Source organism: Actinoplanes sp. NPDC051405 (genome assembly GCF_055586185.1).
In genome coordinates, this window is sequence record NZ_JBVJIR010000009.1 from 259,459 (window position 1) to 276,456 (window position 16,998).

17 protein-coding genes are annotated in these 16,998 nt (G+C 72.0%); 12 read left to right on the forward strand and 5 right to left on the reverse strand.

Annotated elements, in window-relative coordinates; translation table 11 throughout:
* Positions 1-36: 36 nt before the first annotated feature.
* Positions 37-432: an NUDIX hydrolase gene (locus tag ACZ6S4_RS21150; protein WP_360814312.1), complete on the forward strand. Its 396-nt coding sequence runs from the start codon at positions 37-39 to the stop codon at positions 430-432.
* A gap of 5 nt (positions 433-437) precedes the next feature.
* Here ACZ6S4_RS21150 and ACZ6S4_RS21155 read toward each other — a convergent pair whose 3' ends face one another.
* Positions 438-854, reverse strand: a complete 417-nt coding sequence (locus ACZ6S4_RS21155; RefSeq protein ID WP_465476567.1) for a hypothetical protein — start codon at positions 852-854, stop codon at positions 438-440.
* A gap of 93 nt (positions 855-947) precedes the next feature.
* On the opposite strand from ACZ6S4_RS21155, the gene ACZ6S4_RS21160 reads away from it, so the two are divergent.
* Positions 948-1,496 carry a YbaK/EbsC family protein gene (locus tag ACZ6S4_RS21160; protein WP_465476645.1) on the forward strand — a complete coding sequence of 183 codons (549 nt, stop codon included), beginning with the start codon at positions 948-950 and terminating at the stop codon, positions 1,494-1,496.
* A gap of 256 nt (positions 1,497-1,752) precedes the next feature.
* Positions 1,753-2,271 (forward strand): GNAT family N-acetyltransferase, encoded by a 519-nt coding sequence (locus ACZ6S4_RS21165; protein WP_465476646.1) that lies wholly within the window; start codon positions 1,753-1,755, stop codon positions 2,269-2,271.
* Between the two features lie 77 nt (positions 2,272-2,348).
* Here ACZ6S4_RS21165 and ACZ6S4_RS21170 read toward each other — a convergent pair whose 3' ends face one another.
* Genes ACZ6S4_RS21170 through ACZ6S4_RS21185 form a run of 4 tightly spaced genes read right to left on the reverse strand, consistent with a single transcriptional unit; the run spans position 2,349 to position 5,647 of the window.
* On the reverse strand, positions 2,349-2,990 hold the full coding sequence (locus ACZ6S4_RS21170; RefSeq protein ID WP_465476568.1) for a DsbA family oxidoreductase: 642 nt from the start codon (positions 2,988-2,990) through the stop codon (positions 2,349-2,351).
* The gene (locus ACZ6S4_RS21175; RefSeq protein WP_465476569.1) at positions 2,987-3,457 is read right to left on the reverse strand and encodes a SufE family protein; all 471 of its coding nucleotides are present in this window, start codon (positions 3,455-3,457) and stop codon (positions 2,987-2,989) included. The genes ACZ6S4_RS21170 and ACZ6S4_RS21175 overlap by 4 nt, the downstream gene beginning before the upstream one ends.
* A 24-nt stretch (positions 3,458-3,481) precedes the next feature.
* Positions 3,482-3,874 (reverse strand): CBS domain-containing protein, encoded by a 393-nt coding sequence (locus ACZ6S4_RS21180; RefSeq protein ID WP_465476570.1) that lies wholly within the window; start codon positions 3,872-3,874, stop codon positions 3,482-3,484.
* A 51-nt stretch (positions 3,875-3,925) separates the two neighbouring features.
* A complete protein-coding gene (locus tag ACZ6S4_RS21185; RefSeq protein ID WP_465476571.1) occupies positions 3,926-5,647 on the reverse strand; it encodes a proline--tRNA ligase in 1,722 nt (573 codons plus the stop codon).
* A gap of 129 nt (positions 5,648-5,776) precedes the next feature.
* Between ACZ6S4_RS21185 and ACZ6S4_RS21190 the strand changes: the two genes are divergently transcribed.
* The 9 genes from ACZ6S4_RS21190 to ACZ6S4_RS21230 all read left to right on the forward strand — a co-directional run bounded on the left by ACZ6S4_RS21190 (position 5,777) and on the right by ACZ6S4_RS21230 (position 16,935).
* On the forward strand, positions 5,777-6,550 hold the full coding sequence (locus ACZ6S4_RS21190) for an SGNH/GDSL hydrolase family protein (protein WP_465476572.1): 774 nt from the start codon (positions 5,777-5,779) through the stop codon (positions 6,548-6,550).
* A 5-nt stretch (positions 6,551-6,555) separates the two neighbouring features.
* The gene (locus ACZ6S4_RS21195) at positions 6,556-7,455 is read left to right on the forward strand and encodes a sulfurtransferase (protein WP_465476573.1); all 900 of its coding nucleotides are present in this window, start codon (positions 6,556-6,558) and stop codon (positions 7,453-7,455) included.
* Between the two features lie 36 nt (positions 7,456-7,491).
* Positions 7,492-8,028, forward strand: a complete 537-nt coding sequence (locus ACZ6S4_RS21200) for a VanZ family protein (protein WP_465476574.1) — start codon at positions 7,492-7,494, stop codon at positions 8,026-8,028.
* A 36-nt stretch (positions 8,029-8,064) separates the two neighbouring features.
* Positions 8,065-9,825, forward strand: coding sequence for an HSP90 family protein (locus ACZ6S4_RS21205; protein ID WP_465476575.1), 1,761 nt, complete (start codon positions 8,065-8,067; stop codon positions 9,823-9,825).
* The gene (locus tag ACZ6S4_RS21210; RefSeq protein ID WP_465476576.1) at positions 9,822-12,680 is read left to right on the forward strand and encodes a tetratricopeptide repeat protein; all 2,859 of its coding nucleotides are present in this window, start codon (positions 9,822-9,824) and stop codon (positions 12,678-12,680) included. The genes ACZ6S4_RS21205 and ACZ6S4_RS21210 overlap by 4 nt, the downstream gene beginning before the upstream one ends.
* A 52-nt stretch (positions 12,681-12,732) precedes the next feature.
* Positions 12,733-13,335: a TetR/AcrR family transcriptional regulator gene (locus ACZ6S4_RS21215; RefSeq protein WP_465476577.1), complete on the forward strand. Its 603-nt coding sequence runs from the start codon at positions 12,733-12,735 to the stop codon at positions 13,333-13,335.
* A gap of 77 nt (positions 13,336-13,412) precedes the next feature.
* Positions 13,413-14,774, forward strand: coding sequence for an acetyl-CoA carboxylase biotin carboxylase subunit (locus ACZ6S4_RS21220; protein WP_465476578.1), 1,362 nt, complete (start codon positions 13,413-13,415; stop codon positions 14,772-14,774).
* A gap of 5 nt (positions 14,775-14,779) precedes the next feature.
* The gene (locus ACZ6S4_RS21225) at positions 14,780-15,658 is read left to right on the forward strand and encodes a hydroxymethylglutaryl-CoA lyase (protein ID WP_465476579.1); all 879 of its coding nucleotides are present in this window, start codon (positions 14,780-14,782) and stop codon (positions 15,656-15,658) included.
* A 176-nt stretch (positions 15,659-15,834) separates the two neighbouring features.
* Positions 15,835-16,935, forward strand: coding sequence for a hypothetical protein (locus tag ACZ6S4_RS21230; RefSeq protein WP_465476580.1), 1,101 nt, complete (start codon positions 15,835-15,837; stop codon positions 16,933-16,935).
* The last annotated feature ends 63 nt before the right edge of the window (positions 16,936-16,998 follow it).

Sequence of the window (16,998 nt, forward strand, 5' to 3'; positions counted from 1 at the left end):
ACCATATGGCCACGGTCTGACAGTTAGCCTTCATTCGTGAGTGGACGGAAGCGAGCCGCGGCCATCATCGTGCGGGACGGCCGGGTATTGATGGTGCACGAGCGCAGCCTGCGTGACGGCAACCGGGAATGGTGGACGCTGCCCGGCGGCGGCATCGACCCCGGCGAGACCGCCGAGGATGCGGTACGCCGTGAGGTGCTCGAAGAGGTCGGCCTGGTGGTCAAGGAAGCGCGGTACCTGCTGGACACGCCGTACCCGTCGGGGATGACGTCGGTGTTCGCGGTGACCGTGGCGGACGGTGAGCCGCAGCTCGGGGCGCACGTCGGTGGTCCGCTGCCGGTCGGGCTGGACTGGGTGCCGCTGCCCGACGTACGCCCGGACGGGCCCGGCCTGCCGATCCCGCCGATGATCGTCGCGCTGCCGGTGGACTGACCCGGTTACTGGTCCGCGGGGGTGGCCGCGGCCTCGGCGGCCGGCAACGTGATCGTGCGGCGGCGTTCGAGGACGAAGTAGGCGCAGCTCAGCGCGTACCCCAGGGTCAGCAGGGCCCCCACGGCCCGGACCATGATCGGCGCGACGGCCAGGAGCGTCATGCTCAGCGCGCCCACCGCCCAGCAGGCGAGCAACGCCGTGTTGATCGTGTCCTGGGCGGCCCAGCCGCCGAGGCCGCAGCGGCGGGCCTGCCGCTGGATCTCCGTCAGGAGCGCGTGGCCCATCCCGAGAGCGAGCAGGCCGAGCAGCACGGTGGAGAAGACGGAGTGGGCGCCGCCGGCCACTGCCGCGACGGCCGTGCCGCCGGCCAGTAGAGCGAGACCGCTGACGGTCCCGACCCGTGCGCTGCGTCTCTCCTCCACACCCACTGACAGTCGGCAAGATCGCGCCGGGCCTGAGGAGCGGGGGGACTTTCTGGTTATCCGAGGGCGGTTCGGGGGAGGATGTCCGACGTGATCGGAACCCTGAAGCTCGAACCCGCGATGTCCCGCCTCGACCTGCTCGCGGCGCCGGTCGCAGCCGCGCTGGAGGTGTGGCCGGCGGAGGCGCCCATCGACGGGGACCAGGTGTTGGTCGCGCCCATCGATGCGGACCTGGCCGACACGGCCGCTTTCTGCGAGGCGTACGGCGTGACGCTCGGGGAGTCGGCCAACTGCGTGATCGTGGCCGGCCGCCGCGGCGAGCTCACCCGGTACGCGGCCTGCGTGGTCCTGGCGACCACCCGTGCCGATGTGAACGGGATCGTGCGCCGGCACCTGGACGTGCGCAAGGCGAGCTTCGCGCCGATGGACGACGCGGTGCGGCTCACGGGCATGGAGTACGGGGGCATCACGCCGATCGGGCTGCCGCAGTCGTGGCCGGTGCTGGTCGACGCGCGGGTCGTCGCGACGCCGCACGTGATCATCGGCTCGGGAGTGCGGCACAGCAAGATCGCCATCGCGGGGCCGGCGCTGGGGGCGCTGCCCGGCGCTGAGGTCATCGACGGACTCGCCCGCGAAATCTGACCAGGGCGTGATCCTGGCGCGCAGCGCGGTTGACGGGCTCGCTCGCGAGATCCGACCGGGGTTTGATCCTGGCGCGCAGCGCGGTTGACGGGCTCGCTCGCGAGATCCGACCGGGGTTTGATCCTGGCGCGCAGCGCGGTCGACGGGGCTCGCCGGCGACATCTGGCCGGGCGTGATCGTGGCGCGCAGGCCGCAACCGGACCGCGAGTGGAATGGGTGGACCGGCTGACGTGGTCCTGGTTCGGTCGGGGGCGTGATGGAGATCCGGCCGACGCGGCCCGCCGACCTGGCCGTCATCCAGCGGATCGAGCTGGCCGCCGGTGAGTTCTTCCGCGCCGTCGGCATGACCGACATAGCCGATGACCCGGTACCCACCGTCGAGGTTCTGACTGGATACCAGCGTGCCGGCCTCTCCTGGGTGGCTGTCGGTCACACCGGCCGGCCGGTCGCCTTCATCCTGGTCAAGCGGGTCGACGGCAACGCGCACATCGAGCAGGTCAGCGTCCATCCCGACCACGCCCACCAGCGGATCGGCCGCGCCCTGATCGACCACGTCGAACGCTGGGCCGCCGGTCAGGGCCTACCCGCCCTCACTCTGACGACCTTCCGCGACGTGCAGTGGAACGGCCCCTACTACGAGCGGCTCGGCTTCACCGTGCTGCCGGGCGCCGAGCAAGGGCCCGAGCTGCGGGCGCTGATGATCGAGGAAGCCGCCCACGGCCTCGACCCCGAGCACCGAATCGCCATGATCCGACCCATCCACCACGATCAATAACGTTTCACGTGAAACAGTGAGCGGTGGAGCGGTGGAGCGGTGAGCGGTGGAGCGGTGAGCGGGGAAGCGCAGACCGCTCATCGAGCGGAATCGACGGCCTCTCGCCGGGCAATCTCCTCCAGAGCCGAACGCAGCGCCGCCGGCTCCTGCGCACCCTGGATGACGAACCTTCGGTCGACCACGTAGGTCGGCACGCTGGTGATCCCCAGCTCGCGAGCCTCGGTCAGATCAGCGTTGACCGCATCCGTGCCGGCCGGCGAGTTCAGATAGGCGAACGCCGCCCGCGCGTCGAGGCCGATCGACCCGGCCAGCTGGGCCAGCACGGCGTGCGAGCCGAGATCGGCGCCCTGCGCGAAGTGCGCGTGCTGCAAGGTCTCGATCATGTTGAGCTGGAGCTCCTGCGCCGCCGCCCAGGCCACCAACCGGTGGGCGTCGAACGTGTTGGCCGCCACCGCCCGCTCGTAGTCGAGCGGCAGCCCTTCACCGCGGACGATCGCCGTCACGTGCGCGATCATCTGGTCGACCTGCCGCGGGTCGCCGACCTTGGCCGTCATGGCCTGCCAGATCGGCAGCGGCGCCGGGACCGGCGCCGGATCGAGCTGGTACGCCCGGAAGGTCATCGACGCGCCCCCGGGGAAACCGAGCAGCACCGCCTCCAGCCGGCGCTTGCCCAGATAGCACCAGGGACAGACGAGGTCGTACCAGATCTCTATGTTCAAGATTCTTCAATCCGGTCAAGGGTGGCGTTGGGGCGGTCGGCTGGGGACTGCTCGCGGATCTGCCGCTTGAGCCGCCCGAGGATCGCCGTGCCCCCGCGAATCCGCAGCGGGCTGATCGCCGTGGCCAGCCCCATCCGGTTGTAGAGGTCGTCCGGCACCGCCAGGATCTCGCTGGTCGACGCGCCCTCCAGACCCTCGGCGAGGATGCCCGCGAAGGCCCGCGTCGTCGGCGCCTCGGGCGGGCAGTCGAAGTAGGTGCGGACCGTGTCGTCGGGCTGCACCTCGGCGCGCAGGAAGAACTGCGTCTGGCATTCCGGCACCTGCTCCATACCCTCGTGGCCCTTGAGGGAGTCGGGCAGCGCGGGCACCGCGTCGGAGAACTCCAGCAGCATTTCCAGCACCACGTCGCGCGGTGCGGAGGCGAAGTCGTCCACGATCTCGGCCAGTTTGGCAGGCATGTCGCTCACGGCTCCGACCTTACGTCGAGGGGGTCAGGCCGCGGCCGCGGTCGGCACGAGGGCCAGATCACTGAGGCTGATGATGCCGACCACGTTGCGGTCCGCGTCGCAGACGAGCAGCCGGCGGACGCCGCGCTCGCGCATCGCCTGGATGGCCTCGTCCACCCCGGCCGACTGCTCGATCATGATCAGCTCCTGGCTGGCGATCGAGGCCAGGGTCGTCGACTTCGGTGGCCGGCCGTCGGCAATGGCCCGGACCACGATGTCGCGATCGGTGACCAGCCCGGAGATGGTCGGGCCCGCGGTCACCACGACGTCGCCGATGGACTGGTCGCGCATCGCCTGCGCCGCCTCGTCCAGCATGGTGTCGCCCGGCAGGTAGACCACCCGCCTGGTCATGACCTCAGCGACCGTGGTCCTCGCCATGTGTGGTGACCTCCCCGTTCTCGTGTCACTCGTGCCCAGCCCGTACCCGTGCTATCCGATCGTTACACGCACCACGTCGGCGAGCGGTATGTCGTGTCGCTCGTTCGTGCGGCGGTCGCGGATCTCGGCGTACCCCTCGGCCAGCCGGCGGCCGACCACCACGGTGCGACGGATGCCGATCAGCTCGGCGTCGGTGAACTTGACGCCGGCCGACAGCTGCGGCCGGTCGTCGACCAGCACCCGCAGGCCCTGGGCTTCCAGCTCCGCGGCCAGAGCCAGGGCGGCGTCGATCTGGCCGTCCTTGCCGGCCGCGATGACGTGCACGTCGGCCGGGGCCACCTCGTCCGGCCAGAGCAGACCCCGGTCGTCGTGGTGCTGCTCGGCGACGGCGGCGACCGCGCGGGAGACCCCGATGCCGTAGCTGCCCATGGTCGGGCGCACCGGCTTGCCGTCCGCGCCGAGCACGTCGACCGCGAAGACGTCGGTGTAGCGGCAGCCGAGCTGGAAGATGTGCCCGATCTCGATGCCGCGCCGGATGGCCAGCTCGCCCTCGCCGCAGGCCGGGCAGCCGTCGCCGGCGCGGACCTCGGCCGCCTCGATGGTGCCGTCGGGAGTGAAGTCGCGGCCGGCGACCACCGAGGTCGCGTGCCGGCCGGGCTCGTTGGCGCCGGTGAGCCAGGCGGTGCCGGGCGCCACCCGGGGGTCGGCGAGATAGCGCAGCTCGAGACCCTGCGGGCCGATGTAGCCCTTGACCAGGTCGGGCCGGGCGGCGAAGTCGTCGAACATGGTGGCGGTCGCCGGGCTCAGGGCCGCGTCCAGCCGCTTGAGGTCGACCTCGCGGTCGCCCGGCACGCCGATGACCAGCAGGCTGTCCTCCCGGCCCGGGTGGTGCACGGTGACGACGACGTTCTTGAGGGTGTCGGCCGCGGTCCAGTCGGTGCGGCCGTCGAGGGCCTGCTGGTTGGCCAGCTCGACGAGCGCGGCGATCGTCGGGGTCTCCGGAGTGTCGTGGACGGTCAGCGGGCGGTGCTCGCGCTCCGGGACAGGGGAGACCGGGGTCACCACAGCCTCGGTGTTGGCCGCGTAGCCACAGGTGGTGCAGGCCACGAATGTGTCCTCGCCCACCTCGGAGGTGGCCAGGAACTCCTCCGACGCCGAGCCGCCCATCGCCCCGGACATGGCCGACACGATGGTGTGGTCGAGGCCGAGGCGGTCGAAGATGCGCTGGTACGCCGCGCGGTGCCGGGCGTACGACTCGGCCAGACCGGCGTCGGAGAGGTCGAACGAGTACGCGTCCTTCATCAGGAACTCGCGGCCGCGCAGCAGACCGGCGCGCGGGCGGGCCTCGTCGCGGAACTTGGTCTGCACCTGGAAGAGGATCAGCGGGAAGTCCCGGTAGGAGCTGGTCATGTCCTGCACCAGCAGGGCGAACATCTCCTCGTGGGTGGGCGCCAGCAGGAAGTCGGCGCCGCGGCGGTCCTTGAGGGTGAACAGATCGTCGCCGTACTCAGTCCAGCGGCCGGTCACGTCGTACGGCTCGCGGGGGAGCAGGGCGGGGAAGGACACCTCCTGGCCGCCGATCGCTGCCATCTCCGCGCGGACGATCGCGGTGATCCGGTCCAGCACCAGTTTGCCGAGCGGCAGCCAGGTGTAGCCGCCCGGAGCCGAGCGCCGGATGTAACCGGCCCGCAGCAGCAGCCGGTGACTCGGCACCTCCGCCTCGGCCGGCTCCTCGCGCAGGGTCTTGAGCAGCATGGTGGACATCCGCAGCATGCGAGGAAGCCTAGGGGCCACCACCGACAGGAATCATCCGGTTATCCGGTGTCGCCAGCGTCACGCTGACGCGCGGCCGGGCCGGTGCAAAACTGGCTCAAGCGGCCGCACGGAACGGGGGAAAAGGCCATGAGCTGGAACAACTTTGTCGCGCTGGGCGACAGCTTCACCGAGGGCATGGACGATTCGTACCCGGACGGCACCTACCGCGGGTGGGCCGACCTGGTGGCCGCCCGGCTCGCCGTCGACGCCGGCCCCGACTTCGGTTATGCCAACCTCGCCGTCCGCGGCAAGGTGCTCGACCAGGTCCTCACCGAGCAGGTCGGCCCTGCCCTGGAGATGCGGCCGAGCCTGGTGAGCTTCGCCGCCGGCGGTAACGACATCCTGCGCCGCCGGGTCGACGCGTACGGCCTGGTGCACAAGATCGATCCGGCCATCGCGCAGCTGCGGGCCGCCGGTGCCGACGTGATCCTGTTCCGGTTCGCGGACGTCACCGCCCACCTGCCCGGCCAGCGCATCGTCGGGCCCCGGGCCGCGGCTCTCAACGACGGTGCCCGCGAGCTGGCCGACCGGCACGGCGCCATCCTGATCGACCTCTTCGCCGACGAGGCGTTCCACAATCCGCTGCTGTGGAGCTCCGACCGTCTGCACCTGTCCGCGGCCGGGCACCGCCGGGTCGCCGCGCACGTGCTCGACGCCCTCGGTGTCGGTGTCGACGAGGAGTGGCTGCTCGTGCCGCCGATGCCGGCGCCCACCCCGTGGCTGCTGGCCCGCGGCGCCGACCTGCGCTGGGCCGGGCAGCACCTCGCACCCTGGATCAAACGGCGGCTCGCCGGCGCCTCCTCCGGTGATCTCGTGACGGCTAAGCGTCCCGAGTTGCGACCCATCGAAGCGATAGCGTGAGTGACATGTCAGTAGAGAACGATCCGGCGCCGGCCCTGCAGGCGTACGCCCACCCCGACAAGCTGGTCACCACCGAGTGGCTCGCCGCCCACCTGGACACCCCCGGACTCGTGGTCGTCGAGTCCGACGAGGACGTGCTGCTCTACGAGAGCGGCCACATCCCCGGCGCGGTCAAGGTCGACTGGCACCTCGAGCTCAACGACCAGCTCACCCGGGACTATCTCGACCCGGCCGCGTTCGCCGCGATGTGTGAGGCCAAGGGCATCGGCCGGGACGACACGATCGTGTTCTACGGCGACAACTTCAACTGGTGGGCGGCGTACGCCCTCTGGGTCTTCAGCCTGTTCGGGCACCGTGACGTGCGCCTGCTCGACGGCGGCCGGCAGAAGTGGGTGGCCGAGGGACGCGAGCTGACCCGCGACCGCACCGAGCGGGCGCCGGCGACCTACCCGGTGCCCCAGCGCGAGGACGGTCCGCTGCGCGCGTTCCGGGACCAGGTCATGGCCCACATCTCGAGCGGGCGCCCGCTGGTCGACGTGCGGTCGCCGCAGGAATACACGGGTGAGCTGACCCACATGGCGGCGTACCCGCAGGAGGGCGCGCTGCGCGGCGGGCACATCCCCGGTGCGCTCAGCAAGCCGTGGAAGTCCGCGGCCAACGAGGACGGCACCTTCAAGCCGGCCGACGAGCTCACCAAGATCTACCGGGACGAGCTGGGGCTGGAGACCGGTGACGACGTGATCGCGTACTGCCGGATCGGCGAGCGGTCCAGCCACACCTGGTTCGTGCTGCACCACCTGCTCGGCTATCCGCAGGTCCGCAACTACGACGGCTCCTGGACCGAGTGGGGCAACCTGGTGCGCGCCCCCATCGCCAAGGGCACCGAGCCGGGCGGTCTTTCCTGACGGTCGGCGTGGCGGCCGCCGCCTAGATTCGGCGGCATGGGAGCAGCCTGGCGGGATCACAGCACCACGATCATCGCCACGCTGCTGCTCCTGCCGCTGGCCGGCGTCGGCGCGTACCGGTGGCGGCGCCGGAGCCGGTCCCGGCGCGACGCTCTCGCCGAGGTCGGTCTGCTCTGCTGGACGTTGCCGTTCATCGGCATGCTCTTCACGCCGCAGGGCACGCCGCGGTCGGTCGACCTCGTGCCGCTGCACGACCTGCCGTCCTGGTTCTCCGGGGATCCGGGCACGGCGGTCGCGCAGTTCGCCGGCAACCTGGCCGTCCTGGCCGGGGTCGGTTTCTTCCTGCCGGTCCGGTTCGGCTGGGCCGCCTCGCTGCCGCGCATCCTGGGGATCGCCGCGGTCAGTGCGGTCGTGATCGAGGCCCTGCAGTGGGTTCTTGCGATCGGCCGGGTCTCCAGCCTGGACGACGTGATCGTCAACACGGCCGGTGCGGTGCTCGCGGCCGCCTGTTCGGGCCGGTGGTGGGTCACGGAAAAGGCGGACACCGAAGGTCAGATCGTGCCGGTACCCTGAGCGCCTCAGCGCCGACGGGGAGGGCGACGAACCGACGTGAGCAACACCTTTCAGGTCGACCTGCGGGGCATCGTCGACCTGCTCAGCCATCACCTCTATGCCAGCCCGCGGGTCTACGTGCGCGAGCTGCTGCAGAACGCGGTCGACGCGATCACCGCGGCGCGGCAGGACGAGACCGGTGACACCGCGCGGATCAGCATCGAGTCCGCCGGCACGACCGGGGACGGCAGCCTGCGCATCGCCGACAACGGCATCGGTCTCACCGACGCGCAGGTGCACGAGCTGCTGGCCACCATCGGCCGCAGCTCCAAGCGCGACGAGCTCGGCTTCGCCCGGCACGAGTTCCTCGGCCAGTTCGGCATCGGCCTGCTCTCCTGCTTCCTGGTCGCCGACGAGATCCGGGTGCACACCCGCCATGCCGACGCGCCGCCGGTGCTGTGGACGGGGTACGCCGACGGTCGCTACGACGTGCGGCCCGGGCCGGAGCGTGAGCCCGGCACGTCGGTGACCCTGATCCCGCGCCGCGGGTCCGAGATGTTCCTGGCCGGCCCGACGGTCACCCAGCTCGCCACCCTCTACGGCTCGCTGCTGCCGGTCGACGTCACGGTGGACGGCACCACCGTCACTGTCGGCGAGGTCCCCTGGGCCGCCGGTCGCCGGGCCGCGATCTCGTACGCCGAACGCACCCTCGGCTTCACCCCGTTCGACGTGATCGAGCTGGACGTGCCCGAGGCCGGGCTCACCGGCGCCGCGTTCGTGCTACCCACCCCGGTCAATCCGGCCACCCGCGGTGGTCACCGGGTCTACCTCAAGCGCATGCTGCTGGCCGAGGCCGTCGAGGGCCTGCTGCCGGAGTGGGCCTTCTTCGCCCGCTGCGTGGTCGACAGCACCGAGCTGCGCCCGACCGCCAGCCGCGAGGCCCTCTACGACGACAGTCTCCTGGTCGCCACCCGCGAGGCCATCGCCGACCAGTTGCGGGGCTGGCTGGTCCGGCTCGCGTCGACCGACCCGCGCCGGCTGGCCGAGTTCCTGCGCATCCACCACCTCGGGGTCAAGGCACTCGCCCTGCACGACGACGAGATGCTGCGCCTGGTCGAGCAGTGGTGGCCGATGGAGACCAACACCGGCCAGATGACCCTGGCCGAGTTCCGCACCCGGCACGGCCTCATCCGGTACGCGGCCACCACCGACGAGTTCCGCCAGCTGGCGGCCGTCGCCGCGGCCCAGGACGTGGGGCTGATCAACGGCGGCTACACCTACGACGCCGAGATCATCGAGCGGTTGCCGCAGCTCGACCGGGCCATCAAGGTCGAGCGGCTGGAGCCGACCGACCTGGCGACCCGCTTCGACGCCCTCGACGCCGCCACCGAGCTGCGGCTGCGCCCGTTCCTGTCGGCCGCCCAGCGCCGGCTCGACCGGCTCGGCTGCGAGGTGGTCGTGCGCACCTTCGAGCCGGCCAACCTGCCCGCGCTCTACCTGGTCAGCCGCGCGGCGCACTTCCACGAGGAGTTCACCGCCACCCGGGAGAAGGCCGACGAGCTGTGGGGCGGCGTGCTGGACGCGCTCGCCGACAGCGACCCGCCGGACCGTCCGCAGCTGGTCCTCAACCACCGCAACCCGCTGGTCCGCCGGGTCACCGCGATCGGGGACGCCGACCTGACGGCACTGGCCGTCGAGGCGCTGTACGGCCAGGCCCTGCTGCTCGGCTACCACCCGATCCGGCCCGCGGACGCGGCTCTGCTCAACACGTCGTTCCTCGGCCTGCTGGGCCGGGCGGTCCCGGGGGAGACGCCGTGAGCCGGTCCGCCGAGGAGCTGTGGGGGCTGCTCCAGGAGGCCCACCGGATGCCGTACGGGGCCGCGCAGATCGCCGTCATCGAGCAGGTCATCCGGCACGCCGACGCGCTCGGCGACCGTGAGCTGGGCTATCAGGCGCGCATCCTGGCCACGACGGCGTACACGTACGGCGGTGAGGTCGCCAAGTCGTTCGTCACGTTCTCCTGGTGCCTGAGCGACTTCGACCGCGACCCGGCCCCCTTCCACGCCCGCACCGAGCAGGACCTGCTGTGGCACTTCAAGTACATGGTGTCGGCGCTGACCAAGTTCCCCGAGGTGCCGCTGGCCCGCACCTACGCGGTGCTGGACGACATGGAACGCCGTTACCTGGAGGCCGGCCACAGCCTGCAGGCGGTTCACAAGCACCGGTACGTGGTGGCCCGGCACGTCGGCCTGGAGGACGAGGCCGACCGGCTCTACGAGCAGTGGAACACGACGCCCCGCGACGATCTCTCCGACTGTGCCGGCTGTGACCCGTCGGCGCAGGTCACCTATCTCTCCAGCCGCGGCCGCGACGAGGAGGCCGTGGCTCTGGCCGAGCCGGTGCTGGCCGGCCGGCTGAGCTGCACCGAGCAGCCGCAGACCATCCTCAGCGGCCTGATGGTGCCGTACCTGCGCACCGGCCGGCTGGAGGAGGCGGCGGACGCCCACCGCCGGTCGTACCGGTTGATGCGCGGCAACCTCGCCGATCTGTGGGAGATCGGTGATCACATCGCGTTCTGCGCGCGGACCGGCAACGAGAACCGCGGGCTGGAGATCCTGCAACGGCACATCGACTGGCTGGAGCGGGCACCGTCCCCGGCCGCGGGCATGAATTTCGCCGCGTCGTCGGCGCTGCTGCTGCGCCGGCTCGTTGCCCTCGGCCACGGCAAGACGGTCGTGCACCGCCGGGAGAAGGACGACGTCACGGCGGAGGATCTCGCCGAGGAGCTGGCGGCGTTCGCCACCGCGCTGTCGCTGCGTTTCGACGCGCGTAACGGCACCACGGCGCAGAGCCGGCTGATCGCCGCCGAGATCGCCGCGCAGCCCTACGACGTGGTCCTGCCGTTGTCCGCGTCCGCCCGGCGACGTCCGGCCCCCGCGCCTCAGCCGGTGCCCAAGCCCGCCGGGCCGGTCGAGATCCCGGCCGACGCGGACGCCGACACGCTGCTCGACCTGGCCGAGGAGCACGAGCTGCAGGACCGCGACGACGAGGCCGACGTGGTCCTGGCCGTGTACGACGCCAAGTTCGGCGGCGAGGACGTGGTGGCCGCCGCCGACGGTGATCCCGCGGTGATGCAGCGCGCGGCCCGCCGGGCGATGCTGCTCGGCAGCCAGCTGTGGCGCGCCGACGACCAGGACGGCACGGCGGTTGTCTGGCGCCGGGCGATCGACCTGTTCACCGCCGCGGGCTCGGAGGGCGACGCCTCGGTGGCCCGGGGCCGGCTCGGCGTCTCGGTGGCGCTGGCCGGGCGGGCCGACGAGGGCCGGGCGCTGATCGAGCCGGACACCGCCTATCAGGAGGAGCACGGTGACGCCCGGCAGCGGGCGGCCGCCTGGTCCCGGCTGGCGCTGATCAACCTGGTCCAGGACCGCCCCGAGGAGGCCAACGCGGCGCACGACCGGTCGGAGCAGGCCGCCGCGGAGACCGACGATCCGCGCCTGCGGGCCTTCTATCTGGCCCGGCGCGCTTCGAACCGGGCCGCCGCCGGTCGTCACGAGGAGGCCCTGGCAGCGGCGGCCGAGGCACGCGCCTACTTCCAGGAGCACGGTCCGGCTCTGCGGCTGGCCGACGCCGCCGCCCTGTTCGGCCAGCTCACCTCCGATCCGGCGGAGGCCGCCGAGGCGTTCGGTGAGGTCCTGGCCGCGGGTGAGCCGGCCGCCGCCCTGACCGCGCGGCTCGGCCGGGGACGGGCCCTGGTGCACCTCGACCGCCCCGCTGAGGCGATCGACGATCTGGTCGAGGCCGTCGCGCTCTGCGCCGAGCAGGACCTGGACGAAGGCGGCGCCTTCATCCGGCAGGAGCTCGCGGACGCATACCGGCAGGCCGGAAGGATCGTGGAGGCGGCCGAGGTCGCCGAGGAGGCCCTGGCGGGGCTCGAACGGCTCGGCCACGACGAGGCCGCGGACAACACCCGGTTCCTGCTGGCCGGGCTCTATCGCCAGCTCGGTGACAACACCGGCTCCCTCGCGCTCTACGAGGAACTGGTCGGGCGGCTGGCCGACAATCCGGCCGGCCGTGGTCAGATCCGGGAGAACGCCGGCGACCTGTTGTTCCGGCTGGACCGTGACGCCGAGGCCGCGGAGTGGTTCGGTGCCGGGGCCGAGGATCTGCGGGTGGCCGGCGATCCGCTCGGTGAGCTGCGGTTGCTGCGCCGCCGGGTGATGGCCCTGCACTGGGCGGACGACGTGGCGGCGGCCGAGGAGACGTACCGGCTGGCCGAGCGCAAGCACTCCGGCCTGCCCGCCGAGGTGAGCGACGAGCCGGGCGCGGTGTGGGAGCGGGCGATGTTGGGCTTCGAGATGGCCCGGCTGCTGCTGGCCCGGGGTCGCGCGGCCGAAGCTGTGCCGTACGTCACCGATGCGCCGGAGCGGCTGCGCGAGGTGGGCTCGGCCGGCGAGGCCGACCAGGTCGCGACGCTGCTCGGTGAGGCGCTGCTGCGGGCCGGACACCCGCAGCAGGCCGAGGACCTGCTCTGGCCGGTGCTCGGGGAGATGGCCCAGGACGCGCCGCAACGGCAGGTCACGGCCCGGGTGCTGGCCGAGGCGCTGGAGGCCGGGGGCAACCTGGAGCAGGCCGCGCGGCTGCGCCGTACCGAAGGGGTGGAGGAGGACTAATCGGCTGAACGGCCGTTAAGGCTTCGGCTTGACAGCGGGTTAGAGTTGCCAGGTGACGGTAGATCAGCAGCAGCGTCCCGGCCCGCCGGCCCCCCGCCGGCGCTCGCGCCGGGACGAGATCCTCGAGATCGCGGTCGGCCTCTTCGCCGCACGCGGATATCACGGTGTCTCGATGGATGACATCGGCTCCGCCGCCGGCGTGACCGGCCCGGCCCTCTATCACCACTTCGCCGGCAAGGAGGCCATGCTGGTGGCCGCGCTCATCCCGGTCAGCGAGGGCCTGCTGCACGGCGGCAAGGAACGCGTCGGCCGCCACCCGCAGGACGCGCACGCCGCCCTCACCGACCTGATCGAGTTCCACGTGGAGTTCGCGCTGGCCAATCCCGCGGTCATCGCCCTGCACCTGCACGAGCTCGACCGCCTCCCCGAGGAGCCGCGCCGGCAGATCCGCCGCCTGCAGCGCCTGTACGTCGAGGAGTGGGTCACCGTGCTGGCCACGCTGCGCCCCGAGCTGGAGCCGGCGGAGGCCCGGGTGCTGGCCCACTCCGCGTTCGGCCTGATGAACTCGACGCCGTTCCTCGGTGGTGAGGTCGATCGCCGCCGCCGGGCCGTGCTGCTGCGCGAGGCGACGGTGCACGCCCTCATCGGCCGCTGACCCGGCGGGTCGCGGGTCCCGGCACTGCGAGTGGCCGGCCGCCGAGACGGCCGGGAAGCACGAGGGAAAAGAGCGAGATGATCGAGTCGCTACTCATCGCCAACCGGGGCGAGATCGCCCGCCGGATCATCCGGACCGCCCGGCGGCTGGGGATCCGGTCGATCGCGGTCTACTCGGAGGCGGACGCGGGGATGCCGTTCGTCACCGAGGCGGACGAGGCGGTGTGCGTGGGACCGGCCAACCCGGCCCAGAGCTACCGCAACACCGAGGCGATCCTGGAGGCCGCCAAGTCGACGGGGGCGCAGGCCGTGCACCCCGGCTACGGCTTCCTGAGTGAGAACGCCGAGTTCGCCCGTACGGTCGAGGCCAACGGCCTGGTGTGGGTCGGGCCGTCCGCCGACGCGATCACCGCGATGGGCGACAAGATCAACGCTCGCAACCTGATGGCGGCGGCCGGTGTCCCGGTCGCGCCGGGCACGCACGACCCGGCCGCGATCGTCGAGGCCGCGATCGAGGCGGCTGCCGAGATCGGCTACCCGGTGATGGTCAAGGCCGCCGCGGGCGGTGGCGGCATGGGCATGGCGGTCGCCGAGGACGAGGACGGCCTGCGCACCGAGTACGACAAGGTCCGCGCGTTCGCCGAGCGGATGTTCGGCGACGGCTCGGTGCTGATCGAGCGCTACTTCCCCCGGGTGCGCCACGTCGAGGTGCAGATCCTGGGCCTGGCCGACGGCCGGGTGGTGGCCCTGAGCGAGCGCGAGTGCTCGGTGCAGCGCCGCAACCAGAAGCTCGTCGAGGAGGCGCCCTCCCCGGCGGTGTCACCGGAGCTGCGCGCACGTTTCCTGGCCGCCGCGGTCAAGGCCGGCGAGGCGGTCGGTTACCGCAACGCCGGCACGGTGGAATGCCTGCTCGACCCCACCACCGGCGAGTTCTTCTTCCTGGAGATGAACACCCGGCTGCAGGTCGAGCACCCGATCACCGAGCTGATCCACGGCATCGACCTGGTCGAGGAGCAGCTGCGGATCGCGTCCGGGGCGGCGCCGACCTTCGACCCGGCGACCATCCACGCCACCACGGGCCACGCCATCGAGCTGCGGATCAACGCGGAGGACCCGAAGCGGTTCCTGCCCGGCCCGGGCCAGGTCACGACCTGGGTGGAGCCCACCGGCGACGGCGTGCGCGTCGACGCCGGCTACGGCCCGGGGACGACCGTCACGCCGTTCTACGACTCGCTGATGGCCAAGCTGATCGTGCTGGGCACCGACCGGGCCGACGCGCTGGCCAAGGCGCGGGCCGCGGTGGCCGGCTTCGAGATCGCCGGCCCCAAGCACAACCTGCCGTTCTTCGCCGAGCTGCTGGAGCACGACGAGTTCCTGTCCGGCGACTACGACACCGGCATCGTCGCCCGGATGCGCCCGGCCAAGGTCAAGAAGGGGTAGCGCTGATGGACACCGTCTCGATCCGCGAGGTCGCGCCGCGCGACGGCCTGCAGAACGAGGAGCCGATCCCGACCGACAACAAGGTCCGGCTGATCGACGCCCTCTCCGGCACCGGCGTGCGCCGGATCGAGGCGGTGTCCTTCGTGCACCCCCGGGCCATCCCGCAGATGGCCGACGCCGACGAGGTGTGGGCGCGGGCCTGGCACAACCCCGACGTCCGCTACTCCGCGCTGATCCCCAACACCCGCGGCGCCGAGCGGGCGATCGCGGCGGGCTTCGGCGAGATCGAGGTGGTGGTGTCGGCCAGCGACACCCACAACCGGCGCAACCTGAACCGCTCGACCGACGAGTCGCTCGACGACATCACCGGCCTCATCCCGCTGATCCACGCGGCCGGCGCCAAACTCGAGGTCATCGTGGCCACCAGCTTCGGCTGCCCGTTCGAGGGTGACATCGACCCCAAGCGGGTGGCGTCCATCGTGGAGCGGGTCCGCGCCGACGGCGCCGACCGCATCGCGTTCGGCGACACGACCGGCATGGCGACCCCGCGCCGGGTCCGTGACCTGCTCACCGAGGTACGCCCGGACCTGCTGCACTTCCACAACACCAGGGGTACGGGGCTGGCGAACGTGCTGACCGCCCTGGAGCTGGGCGTCACCGAATTCGACGCGAGCGTGGGCGGGATCGGCGGCTGCCCGTACGCGCCGGGCGCCTCGGGCAACATCGCCACCGAGGAACTCGTGCACATGCTCGAGGACATGGGCCTTCGTACCGGAATCGACCTGGACAAGCTGATCGCGGTGGCGCAACTCGCCGAGGACCTGCTGGGTCGCACACTCCCGTCGGGTGTTCTTCGGGCCGGGCCGCGTACCAGATTGGTCTGATCCGAATTCTCTTTACCGTTCTTTCGCTTCCGGTGCGACGCGATCAATTTTCCGGAATGCCTGCGTGACCCTCGCTGTGCCGCTTCGTTACCAATACCGAGTGGCCGATATCGCCTTGTTCCTTCCGGGCGGGCAGTCGGCACAGGAGTCACGAGCCGACGGACAGGGGCAGGACAATGACGGGACGGGTGGTCGAGCGCGATGCGCGTACGGCGTACCGCTCCGCGTCGGTCCGGCCCGCCGGTGTCTCCGCGCTCATGCCGCCCCACAGCCAGGGGGCGGAGCGGCGCAAGGAGCACCGCGCAGGACGCACCGGATCCCGGTGGGGCCTGCGTGCACTGGTCGTCGGCGGTCTGGCCGGCGCGGCCTGGCTGCTCACCGGCGCTGCCGCGCACGCCGCGGACCGTGATCCGGCGGGTGAGGGTCTGTCCCTCGGCTCGTCGCTGATCGGCTCTGTGGTGCACGGCGAGAGCCACAGCGTCCCGGTGGTGGACCGGGTCCTCAAGGCGGCCGTCAAGCCGCTGGAATCCGATCACCACCGACGTCTCGCCGCCGCGGTGGCGCTCCCGGGCCTCGTGGGAACGCCGGCCCCGGCCACGAAGAGCAGCAACGATGCGGATCCCGTCCTGGGCGGGGTCGACAGCGTCGTCCGGGGGTTGACCGCCCCACTTCGCCTTTCCGGTGAAGCGGTGGACACCCGGAAACTCGTCCCGGTCACCGATGTCCGGGAGCCCGAGCCGCCGCGGGCGGGGAGTGCGCCGGCGCTGCCGGTGCGGCACTCCGCAACGCGGGTGAGCGGCTCCGAGGTCTCGGGGACCGACGTCTCCGAGGTGGACGCCGAGCCGTCCGATGAGGACCTGACCGGTGCCGGCGACATCGTCGCCGACCAGGTCAGCCCGGTCGGCGAGGTCGTGCACAGGGACGAGGAGGTACCGGCGGCCGAGCGTCAGCCCGACCGGCGGGACCAGGTGGGAAAGACCGTCGCCCGGCAGCACACCTTCGCTGCCGACCGGCACCGGGCCGCCGCCACGGCGGCCGAGCCGGAGACGGTCAGCGACACACCCGGCGGTGACGGACCCGCGCCTCTGCGGGTGCACCTCGGGGCAGCGAACGGCGTTCCGGCCTCCGGGCCGTCAACTGCGACGGAGGGCGGCTCGGCGGCCTTCCTTCCGGCCAAGGTCGCGGACAGTACGGTGGCGTGCCACCGGCTGCCCATCGCGGCCGACGTCGAGGTCCGGCGCCATGACGCCGAGGCACCGACCGTCTCACCTGACTAGTACCGGCACCGGCCGGCATCTCCGTCACCCGCGGCACTCGGAGCGGGTGCGGTGTGCCCGCAC

Excerpts from the sequence above, each read along its gene's own strand:
- ACZ6S4_RS21165 (WP_465476646.1), top strand. The coding sequence starts at position 1,753 with ATGGAGATCCGGCCGACGCGGCCCGCCGACCTGGCCGTCATCCAGCGG.
- ACZ6S4_RS21180 (WP_465476570.1), bottom strand. The coding sequence starts at position 3,874 with ATGGCGAGGACCACGGTCGCTGAGGTCATGACCAGGCGGGTGGTCTAC.
- ACZ6S4_RS21185 (WP_465476571.1), bottom strand. The coding sequence starts at position 5,647 with ATGCTGCGGATGTCCACCATGCTGCTCAAGACCCTGCGCGAGGAGCCG.
- ACZ6S4_RS21190 (WP_465476572.1), top strand. The coding sequence starts at position 5,777 with ATGAGCTGGAACAACTTTGTCGCGCTGGGCGACAGCTTCACCGAGGGC.
- ACZ6S4_RS21195 (WP_465476573.1), top strand. The coding sequence starts at position 6,556 with ATGTCAGTAGAGAACGATCCGGCGCCGGCCCTGCAGGCGTACGCCCAC.
- ACZ6S4_RS21200 (WP_465476574.1), top strand. The coding sequence starts at position 7,492 with ATGGGAGCAGCCTGGCGGGATCACAGCACCACGATCATCGCCACGCTG.
- ACZ6S4_RS21220 (WP_465476578.1), top strand. The coding sequence starts at position 13,413 with ATGATCGAGTCGCTACTCATCGCCAACCGGGGCGAGATCGCCCGCCGG.
- ACZ6S4_RS21225 (WP_465476579.1), top strand. The coding sequence starts at position 14,780 with ATGGACACCGTCTCGATCCGCGAGGTCGCGCCGCGCGACGGCCTGCAG.
- ACZ6S4_RS21230 (WP_465476580.1), top strand. The coding sequence starts at position 15,835 with ATGACGGGACGGGTGGTCGAGCGCGATGCGCGTACGGCGTACCGCTCC.